Consider the following 17933-nt stretch of genomic DNA (forward strand, 5'->3'; position numbering starts at 1 on the left):
ATAGACAATGAGTAAAAAGACAGTCCCCCTTTTCAGGCTTGTTTTTGTGCCGCTTTTTCATTATGTGGTACGTTAGTAGGAATAACCGGGGTAAGGACGATGAGCGAATAGTTATTGCATTTTGGTCGCCCTGTTGCACAATTATTGTGTTAAGGAGCATTGGAAGGAGCAGGTATAGCTCCCAACTGCTGCATAAGACCCATTATATCTGCATGCGCTCTATTCTCCTCTAACTTGCCATCAACAATAGTTCCAATGCCTGTGCCGCCAAATGAGACCTTCTTGCCTGTTGGTGGTATTCCTTGAAACACCCCACTATGAGTGCCAGTAACAGCCAACCGAAATGCCACTTTGTCGCCTTCTGCCAAGATATCTTCAATGGCAAAATGAATATCTGGAAAAGCGTTGAATAGGGCTGTCAGGAATTGCTTGTGCCCATTCCAATCCATTGGTGGCATGCCTGAAAAGTAAAAGCGATGCTTAGGGGTTACCAGTTTTTCGATTTTTTGCAAATCTTTTTTACTGTGATGTTCAAAGTACTGATGAATCATTGCCTTGTTTCGTTCTTCCTCGGTATTTTTTGGTCCTCCAACATAGTTTGTTTCCATGACTGCACTTACGAGAATCTTGCTCTTAACTGAGAGCGGACATTAGAGCCGCAAAATAGACATCTTACATCTTAGAGTTCTTTATATCAAAGATCTGCGATTAACACTCGGATCTATCTATGCAAGTGGACAAGATAGATGTTAAAATCATGAAAGAATTGCTTACGGATTTTGTAATGCCTACAAGAAATGCGCGCGTTAGAAGATCCTTCCGCTCAATCGCAAAGGGCATAAAAATAGACCAGCATGCCACTAGAAACAGAATAAGAAAACTTCAGGAGCAAGGAGTCATAAAGCGCTGGTACATTGTAGTAAACCCCACCCTCTTTGGTCTAAAGACCGCTTTTCTGCAATTGTTTCTACCTCCCAACTCTAACAAAGATGAGATAATGCAAAGGATCTCTTCATCATTTCCCAACATGGGCTTTTTGTGCAACCATCTGGAGCCGAAACTGATTGTAATATTGTATTACAAGGATACCAAAGACCTTGATGGGGATGTTGACAAGTTGATGAAAATAACAAAAGCAATCCACGTGAACAAAATGCTAAAATTCTTTACTGAATGTCGAGCAAGACTGTCTGAGTCTGACTGGAAGATAATGCGCAGCCTGCTACAGGACCCCTGGAAGCCCTATAGCGCCATTTCGAAGGAATTAAAGATCTCATCCAAAACCGTGAAAAGAAGGGTTGAAGCATTGGCAAGAGATGGTGCGGTCTATCTCTTGGTAGATGTGAACATGAGAACGGTTGAAGGCGCTATACCCGCAGATTTGATTGTCTTCTACGAAAATAGAGACAACATGAATTCCGCATCGAAGGAGAAAACACGGCTGCAGATAGCAGAGTATCTTAGAGATGAGCTCGTATTATTCGACCCCAATTTTGCCCCTGATATTGACCATTTTGGATTAATTCTGTCCAGCATTTCAAAAAGCCAGGAAATACAAAAATGGGTAAGTGGAAAAGAAGGCATCAAGCAATCAGATATCAGTATACTACTTGATGTTTTTCCGAGACTAAAGTTGTATGAAGAACTGGTAGAAGATATGATTAGGCAGCAGCAACAATCAACGAAATATGTTGAGGCGGAAGTCTAGCGCTCGTTTACATTAAGAATGCTTTTGGAGCCGTATTGATTATACAACATATACAGCGCCGTTGGGGCATTAGGCACGTGTAGGTAATCGACCCGCTGCTCCAACAGAAAGAAGAGTTGCAGGACATCGTATTGAAGACTTCACCTGAAGAGCTTGGCAAGGCACTAGAGATGCTCAGGTCCCCGGGTATCGGCAAATCAAGCCAAGACAAAGTGTAGTGTCCTGCGAAGAAGCAGAAACTCTCATTTCTCAGGGCTGGACATTCGTCGGGGTGTCGCCAAACAACAGAATAGTGAGGGAATCAAGACAGGACTCGCATGCATAGTGCGAACGGTTCCAGAGGGATACGGGAAAATTTTGGGGCAAAAAGCGATCCCAAGGGGACTACATCGTAGGAGAAGTGGGGTTATAATTTTCATAACCCATTCTTAGGAGACCTGCGTTACTCATATCACACGCACCGGGATTTTGGGCCACAAATGGCCGTGTTCCCGTATATATGCGAGAAGATTTACTATCTAGTGTAAAACATTTCGCCAATAGCCGTATCTCGAGTTTCCAGGTGATTTAGGGCGATGCAAAGGAGCGTTGTTCTGGCAGTAGTAGTCTCTTTCCTAGCTGTGGCAGCTGCTGCAACGCTTATCCTCCTTCCAGAGGAAAAGGTTGTGCCCCAAGGCGGCGAAGGCATAGATAGTACAATACCTGTGGAGGGCTATGTCACGGTTTCAGTATCAAGGCAGGGTACTGAGATTTACTACTACGAAGGTCACAACCTTATTACAGACGCGGGAAAAGACTTCATTAGCGCGCAGATAGGGTCGACATCGACCGGTTCCAATGGCGCCAACTACATTGCACTAAGTTCAGATGACACGGCACCCGTTGCCACGGATACCACTTTGACCGGAGAAATCACTGGCAGCGGTCTTGACAGAGCACAGGGAACATACACCCATTCTGCTGGGACAAATACATTCACTGTTGAGGCAGTGTTTACAGCGTCGGCCACCGTTAGTGACGTACAAAAGACCGGACTTTTCACAGCCTCTTCAGGTGGAACAATGATGGCAGAAAACACCTTTAGCAGCGTTAATTTGATCTCGGGAGACCAACTTACTCTAACTTGGACGATAACCATAGGACAGTAGGTTGGAGCAAAGGAAAGAGGAATGAATGAACTGGATTGGAATGGAAAATTGACAGAATCTCTGTTTTCATATCATCCGTCTTCACCCTATTTTCCCTAGCCCTCATTCCTGCACTACCTGCCTTTGATGCGTTCGCCGCCACCAGCTTCGGCACCGATTATAGGCACGCAACGACAGTTTCTCCTGGCGGCACAGCAGATACCACTACCACAGTTACAGTCGGTTCCAGCATAACCGGAACTCTCATAGTCAACCCGTATACGTCCGGTTCCACTGCCACAGGCACTCCAAGCACAAATTCACTGAGCGGATACGGATGGAGGACAACAGGAGCGGTTGGGTCATCCATACCCGCGGGTTCATGGTCTTTTACAGTTACTACGCAAGCCAGCTTGATATCACTTCTAGGGAACGGGAAAGTGAAGGTTTATGTCTATTCCACCGATACGCCTGGCTCAAACCATTCGTTCATAGGATCCGCGACAGGAACTAACAATGTATTTGCCATCCTGACCCCCCAGACTGAAACCCTCTCGTTTTCAGCGGGTTCGATTGATTTGACGAATAGGGTACTCGTAGTGGAATATTGGATAGATGTGACAACAGGTCCTTTGCAGGCAACGACAATTACTTTTCAAGTGGCATCCTCTACACAGACTATAGTATTGCCGTCATCTTCTGGCACTTTTTATCTTGGAAAGGCTTCACAATTCTCAGTTGGCGAATCAGAATCATCCTCAGTTTCGGATGCAATTTCAAGGATTCTGGTCATGGCACGTGCCCCAACAGATTCTGCTATAAGCACTGATTCGCAACCGTCGCGCAGTGTTGCGGCCTTTAGGACCGCAAGTGAGGCCTCAGGAGCCGGAATAACCGATTCCGTCTCTGAATTTACAGGATTTGCGAGGCAAATTGCGGATGTGTCGGGGGCGCTTGTCAGCGAAGCTGCATCTAGACTTTATGTGTCCGTGAGAGCAGTCTCAGAATCTTCTCCATTGATATCTGACTTGTTGGATATGATCCTGAATCTAATCAATCCTCCACCCTCCGATGATGAAGACCGTCGAAGGCGAGGCGGAGGCGGCGGAGGAAACGTCGTATTCAGCATAGCCGAAGAACCGCCTGTCGAAGAACCGCCTGTCGAAGAACCTCCGCCAATTGAGGACGAAAATGAAGTCAAGAATAAGCACCTAAATGTCAGAGTATCGGATAGTGTAGGAGTACGGGCTGACGAAAATATCCCTGTTACTCAGAGTGGTCTGGAAGTGGTTATCGTAGCTACATTGAACGGCATTTCTACCGCTTTTCAGTTGATTCCACCAACAGCAATAGGCTCAGTGACTATCGAGATTACTAATAACGCAAGCAGCACTGAACATACTATCCTACATTATTGGTGTGTCGACGAACGAACAGGGGTAAGAATATTGGAAGGAGCAGAAGAGATCGCACTTTCGCCTCATCAATCTTTGTCAAAATCGTTTGATATTACTTTTCTTTCGCCAGGCCAGTATTCCCTTGAAGCAGGCGTAAGTAGAGATCATGGTGAAGCGAATAGCGTGTCATCGATACAAATTATCATTCCTTGGATTCAAGTGTACCTTAACTTGCTGATTGCATTGATTGTTGGCACAATTGCTGCAATAGGATTGTACAGATTGATTGTGCAACAGGGGCGAAAAAAAAGGTTCATAGATTGAGAGCAAATCTGTTCTTCTGCTATTGATTGCAATGTTATTCGGGCATTCTAATCGAACTATGATGGAATTAGGGAGGAACAGAATCGGCTGATACCTTGATATGTGGAAAACCACGGGCCCAGAGGGACTCGAACCCTGAACAATCCTCGATCGGCAAAAGCTAACGAGGCAACGCCCACCGCAAGATGCCAGAGCAAATAACGCAAGTACGGTCCACATATTAATGAACTAATAATTCTGGGTTCTTGATTGGAAACGCGTGCGCACTTCTAAAAGCCGGCCTTTTTCATCTTTGACCCACATTTTGGGCAGGCGGCCTTGTTGTGCTTTGTGCCGCAGTTAAGGCAGTAGTACTCGACGCCCTTTGATCCGCCAAACGCGTTGCCAAAGAACGACCCCTCCGATTGGCCAATCCTGCGCATGTAGAGCCGCCGGCGGTACATCGAAAGTCCGATTATGACAGCAATGAGGACGCCCAGTGAGATCGGAAACGGGAGAATCAGCGATATTGCTATGCTTATCGCAAAATAGATCCCAAGCCACATCATCTGGTTAAACATGAACTTTTTCGTGTTATCGTCCATTGCGTCATATTATGATAGGTGCGCTTGCTTATAATTATGCAGGGCCCGCCGCGCAAATGGAGCCACAAAGGGGAAAAGAGGGCGGGTCCGCTTCTGGCATATCCAGGTTTGCCCCGGGGATTTCGACATGGATCGCAGCCGGGGCTTTTTGGGTTGGTGTCTGAATATGACTGGTTGACGATCGAAACGGCTTGTTATAACTAGTGCGTGTACACTGCCCTGCAATTCAGCCCTGCACGGCTGTGGGCTGGACTGTGACGTGGCCCGTCAGCGTTTCGTGTTCACGGGCGTCGCTCTCTGAAATGAAAAGCGTGCTGCACTTGTCGCAGTAAAACAGCCTGTCTTGGCCAAACACTGCCTCGGCGCCTGCCGACATCAAGCTGAGCCGGGCCGTCAAAGCTATAAGGTCTTTGGGTTGGGATTGTAGACGCGCCGGGGAAAAGGCGTTCACTCCGGGACGTAATCCCTTATCGTCCGCTGCGCCTTCAGGCTGCGCGCCGGGACTAGGTTTGTTACTTTCAGGCCGACCTTTCTCACCGCGCGACCTGTGAACGAAAACCTGTCCACAAGCGGCGGGATTGCAGAAGCGATTGGCTCTTTTTGCGACTGGAGCGACTGGAAGGACACTTCGCGCATCTCTGTGGCAAAATCGGCCCTGACTATCTTTACTCCGACCGTGCGAAAGAGGTAGCCGCGCTTTGCGACCCTATTGTATATCTCGTCTACGAGGCCGTTCAGGTGCGCCACCACCTCATCCTTTGCCCTCGCGTGCACTTCAAGGCTGTGCTCCGTGCTTATCGAAACATAGTCGTCGCGGCGAACCACAGGCTCATCATCGGCCCCCGTCGCAACCTTCCACATCCACGCGCCATTCCTGCCAAACCTTGAAACCAGCTTTTGCACGTCGCAGGAGGCAAGCTGTCTGATTGTTTCAACGCCGATCTTTTTCAGCTCCTGCTGGATCTTAGGGCCGACGCCTGAAATCCTCCCGACTTCGAGCGGCGCAAGGAAATCCTGCACCCTTTCCGGGTAAACTACGGTCGTGCCGTCCGGCTTTTTGAAATCCGAGGCCACCTTGGCGCAGGACTTGGACGGGGCGACGCCTACAGAGCATAAAAGGCTACACTGCTCCTTCACCGCGCGCTTGATCCGCAAAGCGTACTGGCGGGGGCTCGTGTCCGCTGCCTTTTTCGTGCAGTCAAGGTACGCCTCGTCGATGCTTGCCTGCTCAATCACGTCTGCAAACTGGGCGAGGACCGCCATGACCTTCTGCGACGCCTGCTTGTAGTAGTGCATGTCGACCGGCCTTAGCACAAGGTCGGGGCACAGCGCAAGCGCCCTTGCAAGCGGCATCGCTGACCTGACGCCGTACTTCCTTGCGGCGTACGAACACGACGACACGACGCCCCTGGTTATGTTGCCTTCCGGCTGGTCGGTCATTATGACTGCATGCGGCCTGCCAGCTAGCGAAGGCTCGCGCAGCTCTTCGCACGACGGGTAGTAGGCGTTGAGGTCAACGCAGGCCACCATCCTGCCGGTCCACGGGCCTTCGCCAAGCACCGGCGCAGGGGCAGGAAGCGAGCCGGCGTACTTGTTTTGGGCTAGGCCAAGCGCCTCCAGCGCCGCGTTTGCCAGCACGGGGTCCGACGCTGCTATCGCCACCGCGTCTATCCTCTTGTCGTCAAGTGTCTCTGCCTCTGCCTTTTCAACCCACTCGCGCCACCTGTCGCCCCCGAGCCGCAGGTAGATGAAATCTGCAGTGACCTCCGCATGGGGTCTGCCCCGCCTGCCTGCGTCCCAGCACAGGGCCACGCCGTGCCTCCTAAGGATGCCGTACCCTGCGTCCTGGAACCAAGAGGGGTGCGAAAACTCTATCGCGGCCGAGTAGCCGTGGTACGAGCACGTCGCAAGCGTTTCTTCCGCCCACTCCTTGCCGTTGGCAAGTTCCATACCCGGCGGCGTCTGCAGCACGACTGCAAACACCTTTTCTTCAACGTCCCTGAGCCCTTCAAGGAAATGTCCAAGCGAGCCGTCGTCTGCCGACTGCCTTGGTATCCTTATTGCAAACCGGAAACCCTCCGGCGTTTCGCGGGCCCACCTGGCGAGGGAGAACCTGTAGGTGGCAGGCAATCCCACTTCAGCAAAGTCAAAAACTCGCGAGTAGTACGACAGGTAATCTTTCGGGTCAAGCGAGGGCGGGTAGAACCCCGACTGCCTTGCCGCAAACCTCCATGTTGTGCAGCCAACGAAATGCCTCAAGCGCAGTCAGAACCGCTACTATGGCTTATAACAAAAGGTGCACGGACAGGGGAGGGGGTGTCAGGCGGCGCTTGCCGGCATCCGCTCGGCCGCCTCGATGACAGGGTGGCACAAATAGCAATAGCCGCACTTCAGGCAGGCATGGGGAGTCCTCTTGCCGCACCAGTTGCACTCACCGTACCTTTCCCTGATAGGCGTAAGGTATTCGTGCATCATTAGCTAATTGACGAACCGGCTAAATGACCTTTTGCCCTCTCAAGCGTTCAAATAACACCCTTCACTGTCAAGGTACATGCCAAGTGCCAAGATACAGACAAAACACGGCGACATTGAGATCGAGTTCTTTCAGACATTGCGCCCAAACACGTCGCGAATTTCAAAAAGCTTGCCGCAAGCGGGTTTTATGACGGCTCGCTGTTTCACAGGATAGTGCCCGGCTTTGTTATACAGGGAGGCGACCCCCTGACGAAAAGCTCTGTGAACAAGGGCAAGTGGGGAACCGGAGGCCCGGGCTGGAACGTCAAGGCTGAGTTCAACAAGAAGCCTCATTCAAGGGGCGTGCTTTCGATGGCCCGCGCGACGGACCCAAAAAGCGCCGGCTCGCAGTTTTTCGTTGTGCTCAAAGACTCCAATTTCCTCGACGGCCAGTACACCGTGTTTGGCAGGGTGACTGCCGGCATGGACGCAGTCGACAAGATAGCAGCGTTGAAAATTGATACAAGCGACGCGCCGGCAGACCCGGAGCAGGCAAAGATGGTTAAAGTAATATACAGCGACTAGCTGGAACCGGCTATAACGGCCTTTATCATGGCCGCCCATGCCTTTTTGTTCGCGGCGTCGCCGACTCCGAGCATCCTGTTCACGGCGAGCCCGTCGTACAGCGCGACTATGGCTATCGCAAGACTGTTGATGTCGACGTCCTTTCTGAAGTAGCCCTCGTCGACCTTCTTCCTGAGCTCTTGCAGCACGTGGTCGTGGACCTTCAGGCGGTAATCGTGCATGGCTTTTCGAAGGCGGGGGTTTCGCGTGGACTCGACCACCATCTCGAGGATGATCCTATCGTTGCCTCGCTCTCTCCGTCGGATGTTGTCGTAGATCTGCTCGGCGTCTGAAGCTGCGTTTTCCTTCCTGACAAAGAGCTTCGAGTCGTCCTTCGTGCCTTCTTCCATGTTGTGCTCGCAGATGGCAAGAAAGAGGTTCTCTTTGCTCGTGAAGTAAAGATAGAGCGTGCCCTTGCTCAGGCCGAGCCTCTTTGCTATGTCGTCCATCTTGGTCTTGTCGTAGCCTGTCTGGCCAAAACTCTCCATGGCAGCATGGATTATGCGCTCCCTCACCTCGCTCTTGTGAAGCTCTGTCACTTTGGGACACATGTCAGGCTCGCCTCAAGCCCTGTGCTTCAGAACCTGTGCTCACGTAGCATGTTATGGGGAAGCGATTAATAAGCATACTGACTCGTCAGTCAGTTTTCTGCGGCCGCAAAATGGGATGCAATCTGGACAAGATTTGGAAAAACTGTTTTAATAATGCTTTGAGTTGCTGCCTGCATGAACAAGAACGTTTTGATAGCGATAATCGCAGCGGCCGTGGTCGTGCCGGCGGCAGTCTATGCCGTCTCGCCATACTTCACGGAGACCATGATAGACGAGCCATCGCCTGTCGCAACGTCTGGTGAAAACAATACTGCGCAGGGTAGCGCGGTCGTAGAAGAGTCTATGGAAAAGGACGACGCAATGATGAAGAATGATGATGTCATGATAGAAGAGGCGATGACAAACGTGTTTAGCGGCGGGTTCCAGGGCGCAGGCGACGGCATACACAACGCCTCGGGCAAGGCGACGGTGCTCTACCTCGAGGACGGGAGCGCCGTGCTGCGACTAGAGAACTTTCGTGTAACCAACGGGCCGGACCTCTACGTCTACCTATCTACTGACAAACGCGCGTCGGCCTTTGTGGACCTTGGCCAACTCAAGGCAAACAGCGGCAACCAGAACTATGAAGTGCCGGGCGGCGTTGACCTGTCAAAATACAACAACGTCATAATCTGGTGCAAGTCCTTCAGCGTGTACTTTGGCGGCGCAGAGCTCGGCTCTGCGTGAGCCCTTATTTTCTGATTTTGTCCAGAAGCTTCGGGTCGTCCAAGAAAGCATTGTTGTACGCCTCCTCGCTCAGCTTGTCTGCCTCACTGTTTTCTTCCCTTGGGATCCACTGAAACATGATGTTTGAAAACTTGTTCTTCAAGAGAACAGTCTTTTGAAATAGCGGTACTATCGCATTTGCTTTGACCTTGAACTCACCCATCATTTGGCTTATCACTAGCCGGGAATCTCCCCTTACGCGAATGGCTTCACGCTCGCTCCTGTTTGCGACGAGCCATTCAAGCGCCTTCATGAGCGCCGTGTATTCTGCGACGTTGTTTGTGGCTCCCTTTGAGAAAGGCTCCGCCGCAAGCCCCCTCTCCTTGTAAATGGTCTTGCCATTGGTCTTTATGAGAAAAGCATAGCAGGCTATGCCGCCAGGATTCATCGGCTGGCACAGCCCGTCAAAGTAAACTTGCAACTCTGCCAACAATCATCATTGTGGCTACTTTGTTATCACTCTATCTCATGCTCTCGACGGCGTCTTTTGCCCCGTTGCCTACGTCTGCCCCTTTGGTAATATTCCCGACTATTGAGTTCTGGCCAAGCTTTTCCACGCCTCGGACGATGCCGGAAAAAACGTCTGCCACCCAAAGCCGATTATCGCTATAATGACGATGCCTATGACTGTCTACATCACCAAGCCCATGTGCCGGCATGCCCGTTTTTTCGTATTAAGAATTGGGGAGTGCCGTTCTATTGCAAGGCCATGGGCCCATCAGCTAATTTAGAGCTGAAGGTAAACTCGGCAGCTGTCGGTCCCTTTTTTATGATATTGTAAAGCAATCGACGATGACGGTATCGGGTCAAACCCCTTACGCCAACATGACCAAAGCAGAGCTCGTAGATGAGGTAATGCGCCTCAACAGAGAGAACTCGATGCTGAAAAAGAGGCTTGCCATCTACAAGGAAATGAAATAAGAAAAAAGAGAAGGGTAGGGCGTTTAGCCCATTGTAAAGACGACCTGAACGGTCATCGTGACCTGCTGCTCTCCCGGCAATATCGGAGTTCCACTTTGTGCACCGTCAGCGGCAAGTTCTTTGTAGAAGACCGGGAAGTAGACATCATTGAGGTTTATCGATTTGACCCCAACAATCTCCAAATCCACTGCGTTTGCGGCCTTCTCAGCCCTGTTCTTGGCGTTTAAGATGGCACCTTCAATGAGGCTGTCGCGAATCTCCTGTTGCCTTTCTTCCGAGACAAAGAAGTATGCGCCGCTCACGTTGTTTGCGCCTGCCTCCACTGCCGAGTCGATTATCTTGCCCACGTCAGCGTTTGCTTCAACCGTGACCGTCACCGCATTGACCGCTCTGTAGCCCACTATCTCGCTCTTTGGAGCGCACTCCGGGGGCTGCGGGAAGATCTCGATACATGGCGGTGCCCTCATCTCATAGACTGGGAAGACGCTATAGTTGCTGGTAGCAATCTGGTCTGTGCTTATGCCCATCGTCTTTAGCGCCTCAAGCACTTTGTTCACTATCTTGGCATTTTCGCTTGCAGCCTCAGCTGCAGTTTTCCCGTTTGTCTCGACCCCTATGTTGACGGTAACTTTGTCAGGGTCGATATTAACGGTTGAAGAGCCCGAGGTTGACACGGTCGGCTGTTCGCTTTGGTCTGTTTCTTGCTGCGATTGGGCAGCGACTGTCATCAGTTGACCGCCAGCTATGCTTGCGGCCACCAGGCCGATTGCGAGTATTCCTGCAATCAGCGCAAGGTTGCGTTTATTCATGTTTTGTTCTGACATGACGCTCTTTACTAGAGGTCCCGAATACCTAAGCCTTGGTTTCAGAACATGCTCCGAGCACCCGTTCTGGGTTTCAGAACGACTCTCTTGTCGTCAACTGACGCACAATGTGATGTAAAAATTGTATAAGAATTTGCAAGAATTATACAATTTATCGCACTGCCGCCACTATGGCGGATCAATATGTTGGTCGTCGAAGTTTGTCTGGAACGGTGGAACGTTGGCACCAAAAACGCTGTTCTAAAGTGTAGGATTAAGATGCCAAGTCTGTTTAATATGACTAGTAGGAGTTAGTAGAATAGTTGGCAAGGTTTCCAATGTACGGCATGGCCGGGGTGGGCGTCGCGGCAGCCGTCGGCTTCGTGCTTATGCTGAGTTCTATCAGCACCAACATACCGGTTAACCCTGTAACAAACACTGGTGTGCCTTCGGGCCAGCCAGGCCCTATTGCGTTTATCTCGACGTCGTCACAGGAATTAAAAAAGTTCTCCTCGGTTCAAGAGCTGACCGCTTTTCTGGCAAGCATCGAGGGCAGCCGCAACGCGCTGATGGCGGCGTCCGGGGGAGTCACCAGCTTTGCTGAAGGAAGGCCGACCCTTGGATTATCTGACGCCGATTCCCTGCAGAGAGCGCAGGAGCCGACCATGGCCCCAGCGACAGAGGGTGCTCCATCCACAGAGAGTGGAGAGGGGCAGGACTACTCTACTACCAACGTGCAGGTGACGGGAGTGGACGAGCCGGACTTTATCAAAAATGACGGCAAGTACGCGTACATCCTGTCAGGCGACAGGCTGACCATAGCCGAAGTTTACCCGCCCGAGTCCGCCAAGGTAGTTGCCAAGGTGGGCCTTGACATCCAGGAGGGTCAGTACCTGCAGAACATGTTCCTCAACGACGACACGCTTGTGGTGTTCTACCAAGAGTACGCGCAGGACAACATAATTCCACAGTACGAGATCATGCCCCAGCCTTTCTACACTCCAAAGACTCATGTGCTGATACTCGACGTAACCGACAGGACCGATCCCAAGGTGGCCAAGAACTACATGGTCAGCGGCGCCTACAGCAATGCCCGGATGATAGGCGACTATGTTTACTTGGTGACGACAAGCGACCTCTACAACTACCGCCAGCCGCTGATACCAAAGGTGACAGAGGCAAGCACGACCTTGATAGTCCCGGACATTTACTACTTTGACAACCCAGAGCCTTACTACAACTTTAACACCGTCACCTCGGTCAACATCAAGAGCGCGGAGGACGCCATCAACTCGCAGACGTTCATGATGAACCCCGCGTCCACGCTGTACGTGTCGGAGAAGAGCATCTACATCGCCTACGAGAAATACCAGCCTTACTACGATGTCGCAAACCACATGCGGTTCTTTGAAGCCGTCGTCCCGCTCTTGCCGCAGGACGTACAGGAGCAGATAAGGTCGATAGACGCCGACTCGTCGCAAAGCGAGTCCCAGAGGTGGGACAGGATAGCCACGGTGCTTCAGGATATGTACAACCGCATGGGCGAGCAGGAAAAGACGGCACTCCTCGACAAAATTCAGAAGGCGCTTGAAGACTATGATGAACGCGTGCAGAAAGAGGCACACAGGACCGTGGTGCATAAGATAGCGATAGGCTCGGCCGGCGAGATCAGCTACGCGGCAAGAGGAGAGGTGCCCGGCAGGCTCTTGAACCAGTTCTCAATGGACGAGCAGGGCGACAGGTTCAGGGTCGCAACGACGGTGGAATACTATTCCCGGTACTTGTCAGGACTCTACAGCAACGTCTACGTGCTTGACGAAGGCATGAAGGTCGTCGGCAAGCTCGAGCAGATAGAGCCAGACGAGTCGATATACGCGGCGCGCTTTATCGGCGACAGGTTGTACCTGGTGACATTCCAGCGCATCGACCCGTTCTTTGTCATCGATCTGTCGACAGACCAGCCCAAGATTCTTGGCGAGCTGAAACTACCGGGGTACTCTAGCTATTTGCATCCCTACGACGAGGACCACATCATAGGCATAGGCAAGGACACCAAGGAGAACGAATTTGGCGGCGTCCAGGCGACGGGGGTCAAGGTGGCTCTGTTTGATGTGTCCGACATCTCAAACCCGAGGCTGGTGGACGACTATGTGATAGGCAAGTCAGGCACGGACTCGGAAGTGCTCTGGGACCACAAGGCGCTACTGTTTGACAAGGCCAAGGACGTGCTATCGATACCCGTATCCTCGTATGACGAAGTGGCAGTCGAGGGCGGCCGGTACGCACCTCCAAATGTGTGGCGCGGGTTCTACATCTTTGGGACAAGCCCCGATAGCGGCTTTACCCTGAAAGGCACCGTCGAGCACTCCAACACAAGCGACTATTACTACGGCATACAGGGCAGCAGGTCGTTCTACATCGGCGATGTGCTGTACACGCTGTCGCTTGGAAACAAGCTGAAGATGAACGACATCGACACACTGGCAGCAATAAATGAGCTAGAGATTGGCAGCACAGGCGGCGTAATCCCGTATCCTGTCCCCCTGCCAGAACCACTACCGCGCTGAGGCCTTGGCTTTCCGGCGCCCCTTTCTTGCCGTAGGCGCCTTTTTCAGTTTAGCCGTCTGGGCCTTGCTGTCCATGCCGAGCTTTTTGATGGCCTCGATGCAGCATTGCTTTATGTCCTCTCGAACGCTGACCTGCAGGACCTCTTCAAGCGACGGGAGGGCCGCTTCTCCGAAGGTCCCAAGCTTCCTCACCGCCCTGATCTGGCCTTCAACGCTTGAGGCCCACTTGGCGTCCTCTTTAAGCTGGCGCAGCCTGTCTTGGTCGACTAGCACGGGGTATAATCGGCGCCGGGTGTTAAAAGACTTGCCTCACGTAATTTCCGTTGGCGCCCTTGATGGAAAATGATTTTAGATAGCCCGTTATACCTCAACTGATGTCTACAGAAGGGGACTCGGGAATGCCGGCGGCTTCTGAAGCCGGCATTTATGAAACACAGAAAACGACAACGAGCGAGCAGGCAACACCGCTTCCAGAAGTGACTCCAACAAACGCGGAGACCATGGCGGCACAGGCCCTCTCCAAGATAAAGAAACAGACCCAGCAGATTGAAAAAACGAACAGGGCGGTGGCTCAGGTGTCAGCCTCGCTCAAAAAGGCCGAGAAGGGGCGCGTGGCCCAAGCCAAGCAGGCAGCGCTGCAGGCTAAAAGGCTCAGGTCGCAGATAGTAGAACTGCAGCAACAGCTTGCAAAGGCCAAGAGCGCGGGCAAAAAGTCAAGTGGCGGCAAGAAAAAGAAAAAGACAAAGGCAAAGACAAAGGCAAAGACAAAGCCGAAAAAGCGCTAGACGGCAACAACCTCACACCTGCATATTTTTTCTCTAGACCATTCTAACCTCAAAAAAAGAGTGGAGGGATGCCTAATTGACTATGACCCTCCCTGTCATCCATGGATGAAGTGCACAGACGTAATCGTAGGTGCCCGCATCCTCGAACTTGACGGTAAAGGTACATATCTCCGCAAACCTTGGTGGAGACATGCCTTCAGGCCACATGAAGCCCGAGTTGACGTATTTTTCCCTACCGTCCATGGAGTAGGTCGCATTAGGTGGCATGTAGGTCGCCGTCCCGTCGGCTGATATCGCAGTTGGCATGACCGACCTTGCATTGGCAGCTACCACAACCGTGTCCCCTTCAGGACTGAGGAAAGTCACCGGGTCTGCGTTCTCACCCGGGTTCAGTGGCTCAAACCCTTCGACGTTCTTGGCAACGTATGCGGCCTCGAGGTTAGCCCAGTATTGGCTGTCAAGAACGAACGTGACCGTGTGCGGCTCACCTACGTTGCTTGTGTTATGCCATACGACACTCTCGCCTACCTTTATGTTTGCTACCTGCGGGAAGAAGGCAGTCAGCGGCGCGGTGGGTCCGCCAGCTCCCGCCCTTACCTTGAAAACGCCATCTTTAGTCCATGAACTTGCGGTTCTTGCCTACAGTCATAACCGTGCCTTCCTCTTGCGCCGCCATAGTTGCCGTGACTGTGCCTGCCGCAACCACGGCCCCCGCTGCAATGACAAGCGCTATCATGATATGCCTGTTCATAAAAAACTTCAGTGAGAGCTGGATAGAAAAAATTAGCGCTTGAGAGTGGCGTTTTTGATCTCGCTCAGAAATCCAAGGAACGTGATTGCGTGTTCTTTGCCGCACTTGGCGCAGACAAGCGTGCCTGACTGGGTGTTGCTCCCGCCAACCACGCGGTCTGTGTACTCCATGAACCTGCCGCAATCACACTTGATCTTTTTTACCGCCACGGCCAACTGTGTAGGCCATGCCGCTGTATTATATTCTTGCCCTGATCGAAACTAATCCGTGCGCATCCTCTTGTCGTATGCTTCGATTATCTTTTGCAAGGCGTCGTCCTCTTCCTTCACCGCGTCGAGGAACTCGTCAAGGTAGCCGTACTCCCTGATCTTATCGACGGTATCTGCAAAGTCGCGGTTGTGTTCCTTTTCCATGCTCTCAACTTTCTGCACAAGGTCTCCGTCATTTGCTGACTCGACGAGCGTCTGCTGGATCAGCAGGCGGTTGTATCGGCTGGAAGCAAAATACCTGCGGTAAATGTTCATGCGTTCCTGGTGGCCGGCCTTTTTCAACTCGTCAAGGGACGGCAGACGAAAAGATCTCACGCTTTTCCTCGCAGGCTCCGGGAAATAAAAAGACTTGGCGCCAGCATCGGTTGTACCTCAATATATAAAAAAGATCGATGGTTCCGTTTGGTGCCCTTTTCTTGTCTCCTTTCTAATAATACGTGTCTTCAAGACCAACCCTACAGGCCGGGGTGGCACCGGAGAGCTGCATTATATCCGGCTACCCCCTGATTGTGGTATAGGGTTTTGGCTGGAGGGATAGATAACGAGGCGGTCTAGTGAAATCTGTGCTGGTTCCGGGACTGTCGAAGGGTGACAATACATATCAGGCGGCAATGAAGGGCTCTACGGAGCCCTGCTGGGCGCGCAATCTGCTGACCGGTGCGAAGGCCGCATAGTCTTCCTGCTCTGCAACTTTGGCTACTGGTGTGCCTCTGAAATCGGAGGACGGGGCATCAAAAAATGTGCTGCGTTCAACTAGGCAGTAAAGCCGCCCCCCCCATCACGGCAGGAGATTTGTTTGGATTTGAAAATGACCAAGAACGCGGAGTGCACTTGCTTTTCGACGAATTTGAGCATGACGGGAGGCTCACCGGCGTCGCTTGAAGAACCCGTAGCCCAGAACTATGGCGCCGACGACTGCAGCAAAGAGCGAGTAGACGTACGAGTTGGTGATGATAAAGCAGTTCTGCTCCATCGCCTCGATTACGTCGGGCGGAAAGGCAGACCGGTCGACCCTTGACAATTGCGTCAGGCATGACACCCCCTGAAGATTGAGCAGGACTGCCGCGACGCTGCCTGCGACGAGTAGGCCGGCCCCGACTGCAAGGTACCGCAATTCACTTTTTACCGTACGTGCCAGACCTTATCTGCCTAATTATGTCAAGCACGTCGTCGGCGTCTTCGGCCTCCGGGTCTATCTCTAGGTACATGTTCAAGGCGCTTGCGGCTTCATCGGAGCGGCCCTCTTTCAAAAGCACTATCCCTCTGTCCCTTATTGCATCGGGGTTGTACTGGTCAATCGCAAGCACCATCTCGTTTGCGAGTTCGTACTTGTCCATGTCTTGTGACTCGTAGTAGCTTCCCTTCAGGTTGTTGAGCAGGCGTATTATCGTCCGCGAAGCAGTCGTCTTTTCAACGAACGCCCTGGTGAGGGAGATCTGCTGGCCGGGGTACGATCGCTCGAGCAGCGCCTTTAGCGCATAGTCGTCCATTATCCTGCCACCGTTGAACGGGTCAATGACTATCTCGCCGTTGCCTCCTTCCATCACGTGCTTTAGCAGAAAGTGGGATGGAAAGTTGATGGGCAGAAGCTTGAAGTCAAGCGCCTCGGCAATGCGTATATAGAGTATGCATAGCGTTATGGGTATGCCTGTCCTGCGCTCGATGACCACGTTGAGGTAGCTGTTGAGCGGGTTGTAATAGTCGTCGGTGTTTGGCCTGAATTTTTGGGTCTCAAAGAGGAAGCTGTTGATATGTTCGATGACCTGCGTCGGCCTGCGCGGAGTTGCGAGCTTTTTCTTGGCTGATTCTGCCGCCTGCTTTCCCATGTCGTCCACTTTGCCAAGAGTCGTAGGGACGTCAAGGTCAGGGTAGGCAAGGATGCGCGCAAGGTGCAGAGCATAGTCTGCAAGCATCGCGGGGTCGTCCTTTGATACGACCTGTCTGACCACGCAGTTTTGCCAGTCCTGAACCCGGGAATTGATATCTAGGCCGGCCACTTGCTCACTACTTCCTGCGCATATTTATGTCGAGAGGCGCGGGCCTCATGCGCGCGTTCATAATGTAGCGTGACATAAAAGCATGAAATCATGATAAATATCAATTAACACGTGTTTGCGATACTTGCCTAAATTTTCAGACAATCCAAAATAGCTGCTTGCGCGGAAAAATTCAACTAAATGCTTTTATTCAAACCTCTATGCTCTGACCTCAATGAATGTAGACAGTAAAGTGAAGACTTTGCTCAGCTCAAGGACCGGCCTGGCTGCACTCGTGGTTGCGCTGTTGGCCGTTGGTTTTACAGG

General features: G+C 51.9%; 23 protein-coding genes and 1 pseudogene. 8 read left to right on the top strand and 16 right to left on the bottom strand.

Annotated features, from left to right (window positions below; genetic code table 11):
• Positions 1 to 149: 149 nt before the first annotated feature.
• Positions 150 to 608: an ester cyclase gene (locus VGA14_RS06925; RefSeq protein ID WP_331003027.1), complete on the bottom strand. Its 459-nt coding sequence runs from the start codon at positions 606 to 608 to the stop codon at positions 150 to 152.
• A gap of 119 nt (positions 609 to 727) precedes the next feature.
• On the opposite strand from VGA14_RS06925, the gene VGA14_RS06930 reads away from it, so the two are divergent.
• The 3 genes from VGA14_RS06930 to VGA14_RS06940 all read left to right on the top strand — a co-directional run bounded on the left by VGA14_RS06930 (position 728) and on the right by VGA14_RS06940 (position 4556).
• Complete coding sequence (locus VGA14_RS06930) at positions 728 to 1708, top strand: AsnC family transcriptional regulator (RefSeq protein WP_331003028.1); 981 nt, start codon at positions 728 to 730, stop codon at positions 1706 to 1708.
• 575 nt (positions 1709 to 2283) lie between these two features.
• Positions 2284 to 2856, top strand: coding sequence for a hypothetical protein (locus tag VGA14_RS06935; RefSeq protein WP_331003029.1), 573 nt, complete (start codon positions 2284 to 2286; stop codon positions 2854 to 2856).
• Positions 2857 to 2891: 35 nt separating this feature from the next.
• Positions 2892 to 4556, top strand: coding sequence for a hypothetical protein (locus VGA14_RS06940; RefSeq protein ID WP_331003030.1), 1665 nt, complete (start codon positions 2892 to 2894; stop codon positions 4554 to 4556).
• A gap of 269 nt (positions 4557 to 4825) precedes the next feature.
• On the opposite strand, the gene VGA14_RS06945 is transcribed toward VGA14_RS06940, so the two are convergent.
• The 4 genes from VGA14_RS06945 to VGA14_RS06960 form a co-directional block, all read right to left on the bottom strand.
• Positions 4826 to 5140 carry a zinc ribbon domain-containing protein gene (locus tag VGA14_RS06945; protein WP_331003031.1) on the bottom strand — a complete coding sequence of 105 codons (315 nt, stop codon included), beginning with the start codon at positions 5138 to 5140 and terminating at the stop codon, positions 4826 to 4828.
• Between the two features lie 226 nt (positions 5141 to 5366).
• On the bottom strand, positions 5367 to 5516 hold the full coding sequence (locus VGA14_RS06950; protein ID WP_331003032.1) for a hypothetical protein: 150 nt from the start codon (positions 5514 to 5516) through the stop codon (positions 5367 to 5369).
• Positions 5517 to 5587: 71 nt separating this feature from the next.
• Positions 5588 to 7399 (bottom strand): DNA polymerase IV, encoded by a 1812-nt coding sequence (gene dinB, locus VGA14_RS06955; protein ID WP_331003033.1) that lies wholly within the window; start codon positions 7397 to 7399, stop codon positions 5588 to 5590.
• Positions 7400 to 7459: 60 nt separating this feature from the next.
• Positions 7460 to 7612, bottom strand: a complete 153-nt coding sequence (locus VGA14_RS06960; RefSeq protein WP_331003034.1) for a hypothetical protein — start codon at positions 7610 to 7612, stop codon at positions 7460 to 7462.
• A gap of 79 nt (positions 7613 to 7691) precedes the next feature.
• On the opposite strand from VGA14_RS06960, the pseudogene VGA14_RS06965 reads away from it, so the two are divergent.
• Positions 7692 to 8179, top strand: a pseudogene (locus VGA14_RS06965) (peptidylprolyl isomerase).
• On the opposite strand, the gene VGA14_RS06970 reads toward VGA14_RS06965, so the two are convergent.
• Positions 8176 to 8757 (bottom strand): TetR/AcrR family transcriptional regulator, encoded by a 582-nt coding sequence (locus VGA14_RS06970; protein WP_331003035.1) that lies wholly within the window; start codon positions 8755 to 8757, stop codon positions 8176 to 8178. The pseudogene VGA14_RS06965 and the gene VGA14_RS06970 overlap by 4 nt on opposite strands.
• Before the next feature lie 186 nt (positions 8758 to 8943).
• On the opposite strand from VGA14_RS06970, the gene VGA14_RS06975 reads away from it, so the two are divergent.
• Positions 8944 to 9495, top strand: coding sequence for a DM13 domain-containing protein (locus tag VGA14_RS06975; RefSeq protein WP_331003036.1), 552 nt, complete (start codon positions 8944 to 8946; stop codon positions 9493 to 9495).
• Positions 9496 to 9499: 4 nt separating this feature from the next.
• Here the strand turns inward: VGA14_RS06975 and rnhA are convergent, their stop codons facing one another.
• Positions 9500 to 9964: a ribonuclease HI gene (gene rnhA, locus VGA14_RS06980; RefSeq protein ID WP_331003037.1), complete on the bottom strand. Its 465-nt coding sequence runs from the start codon at positions 9962 to 9964 to the stop codon at positions 9500 to 9502.
• 31 nt (positions 9965 to 9995) lie between these two features.
• Positions 9996 to 10124 carry a hypothetical protein gene (locus tag VGA14_RS06985; RefSeq protein ID WP_331003038.1) on the bottom strand — a complete coding sequence of 43 codons (129 nt, stop codon included), beginning with the start codon at positions 10122 to 10124 and terminating at the stop codon, positions 9996 to 9998.
• A gap of 202 nt (positions 10125 to 10326) precedes the next feature.
• Between VGA14_RS06985 and VGA14_RS06990 the strand changes: the two genes are divergently transcribed.
• Positions 10327 to 10455, top strand: a complete 129-nt coding sequence (locus VGA14_RS06990) for a hypothetical protein (RefSeq protein ID WP_331003039.1) — start codon at positions 10327 to 10329, stop codon at positions 10453 to 10455.
• Between the two features lie 23 nt (positions 10456 to 10478).
• On the opposite strand, the gene VGA14_RS06995 is transcribed toward VGA14_RS06990, so the two are convergent.
• On the bottom strand, positions 10479 to 11279 hold the full coding sequence (locus tag VGA14_RS06995) for an SIMPL domain-containing protein (protein ID WP_331003040.1): 801 nt from the start codon (positions 11277 to 11279) through the stop codon (positions 10479 to 10481).
• A 302-nt stretch (positions 11280 to 11581) separates the two neighbouring features.
• On the opposite strand from VGA14_RS06995, the gene VGA14_RS07000 reads away from it, so the two are divergent.
• A complete protein-coding gene (locus VGA14_RS07000) occupies positions 11582 to 13825 on the top strand; it encodes a beta-propeller domain-containing protein (protein ID WP_331003041.1) in 2244 nt (747 codons plus the stop codon).
• On the opposite strand, the gene VGA14_RS07005 is transcribed toward VGA14_RS07000, so the two are convergent.
• A complete protein-coding gene (locus VGA14_RS07005; protein ID WP_331003042.1) occupies positions 13814 to 14098 on the bottom strand; it encodes a hypothetical protein in 285 nt (94 codons plus the stop codon). The two genes, VGA14_RS07000 and VGA14_RS07005, sit on opposite strands and share 12 nt — an antisense overlap.
• Positions 14099 to 14199: 101 nt before the next feature.
• Between VGA14_RS07005 and VGA14_RS07010 the strand changes: the two genes are divergently transcribed.
• Positions 14200 to 14610 (top strand): hypothetical protein, encoded by a 411-nt coding sequence (locus VGA14_RS07010; protein ID WP_331003043.1) that lies wholly within the window; start codon positions 14200 to 14202, stop codon positions 14608 to 14610.
• Positions 14611 to 14682: 72 nt separating this feature from the next.
• On the opposite strand, the gene VGA14_RS07015 is transcribed toward VGA14_RS07010, so the two are convergent.
• From VGA14_RS07015 to VGA14_RS07040, 6 genes are all read right to left on the bottom strand, one after another.
• On the bottom strand, positions 14683 to 14976 hold the full coding sequence (locus VGA14_RS07015; RefSeq protein ID WP_331003044.1) for a hypothetical protein: 294 nt from the start codon (positions 14974 to 14976) through the stop codon (positions 14683 to 14685).
• A gap of 247 nt (positions 14977 to 15223) precedes the next feature.
• Complete coding sequence (locus VGA14_RS07020) at positions 15224 to 15361, bottom strand: hypothetical protein (protein WP_331003045.1); 138 nt, start codon at positions 15359 to 15361, stop codon at positions 15224 to 15226.
• Between the two features lie 32 nt (positions 15362 to 15393).
• A complete protein-coding gene (locus VGA14_RS07025; protein WP_331003046.1) occupies positions 15394 to 15570 on the bottom strand; it encodes a hypothetical protein in 177 nt (58 codons plus the stop codon).
• A gap of 51 nt (positions 15571 to 15621) precedes the next feature.
• Positions 15622 to 15945, bottom strand: coding sequence for a hypothetical protein (locus VGA14_RS07030; protein WP_331003047.1), 324 nt, complete (start codon positions 15943 to 15945; stop codon positions 15622 to 15624).
• Positions 15946 to 16495: 550 nt separating this feature from the next.
• A complete protein-coding gene (locus VGA14_RS07035; RefSeq protein WP_331003048.1) occupies positions 16496 to 16744 on the bottom strand; it encodes a hypothetical protein in 249 nt (82 codons plus the stop codon).
• A gap of 1 nt (position 16745) precedes the next feature.
• Positions 16746 to 17627 carry a transglutaminase-like domain-containing protein gene (locus VGA14_RS07040; RefSeq protein WP_331003049.1) on the bottom strand — a complete coding sequence of 294 codons (882 nt, stop codon included), beginning with the start codon at positions 17625 to 17627 and terminating at the stop codon, positions 16746 to 16748.
• Positions 17628 to 17933: the final 306 nt, after the last annotated feature.

The organism is Nitrososphaera sp. (genome assembly GCF_036397675.1).
Classification (GTDB): Archaea; Thermoproteota; Nitrososphaeria; order Nitrososphaerales; family Nitrososphaeraceae; genus Nitrososphaera.

Excerpts from the sequence above, each read along its gene's own strand:
- VGA14_RS06925 (WP_331003027.1), bottom strand. The coding sequence starts at position 608 with ATGGAAACAAACTATGTTGGAGGACCAAAAAATACCGAGGAAGAACGA.
- VGA14_RS06930 (WP_331003028.1), top strand. The coding sequence starts at position 728 with ATGCAAGTGGACAAGATAGATGTTAAAATCATGAAAGAATTGCTTACG.
- VGA14_RS06935 (WP_331003029.1), top strand. The coding sequence starts at position 2,284 with ATGCAAAGGAGCGTTGTTCTGGCAGTAGTAGTCTCTTTCCTAGCTGTG.
- VGA14_RS06945 (WP_331003031.1), bottom strand. The coding sequence starts at position 5,140 with ATGGACGATAACACGAAAAAGTTCATGTTTAACCAGATGATGTGGCTT.
- VGA14_RS06950 (WP_331003032.1), bottom strand. The coding sequence starts at position 5,516 with ATGTCGGCAGGCGCCGAGGCAGTGTTTGGCCAAGACAGGCTGTTTTAC.
- VGA14_RS06960 (WP_331003034.1), bottom strand. The coding sequence starts at position 7,612 with ATGCACGAATACCTTACGCCTATCAGGGAAAGGTACGGTGAGTGCAAC.
- VGA14_RS06975 (WP_331003036.1), top strand. The coding sequence starts at position 8,944 with ATGAACAAGAACGTTTTGATAGCGATAATCGCAGCGGCCGTGGTCGTG.
- VGA14_RS06990 (WP_331003039.1), top strand. The coding sequence starts at position 10,327 with ATGACGGTATCGGGTCAAACCCCTTACGCCAACATGACCAAAGCAGAG.
- VGA14_RS06995 (WP_331003040.1), bottom strand. The coding sequence starts at position 11,279 with ATGTCAGAACAAAACATGAATAAACGCAACCTTGCGCTGATTGCAGGA.
- VGA14_RS07010 (WP_331003043.1), top strand. The coding sequence starts at position 14,200 with ATGTCTACAGAAGGGGACTCGGGAATGCCGGCGGCTTCTGAAGCCGGC.
- VGA14_RS07020 (WP_331003045.1), bottom strand. The coding sequence starts at position 15,361 with ATGAACAGGCATATCATGATAGCGCTTGTCATTGCAGCGGGGGCCGTG.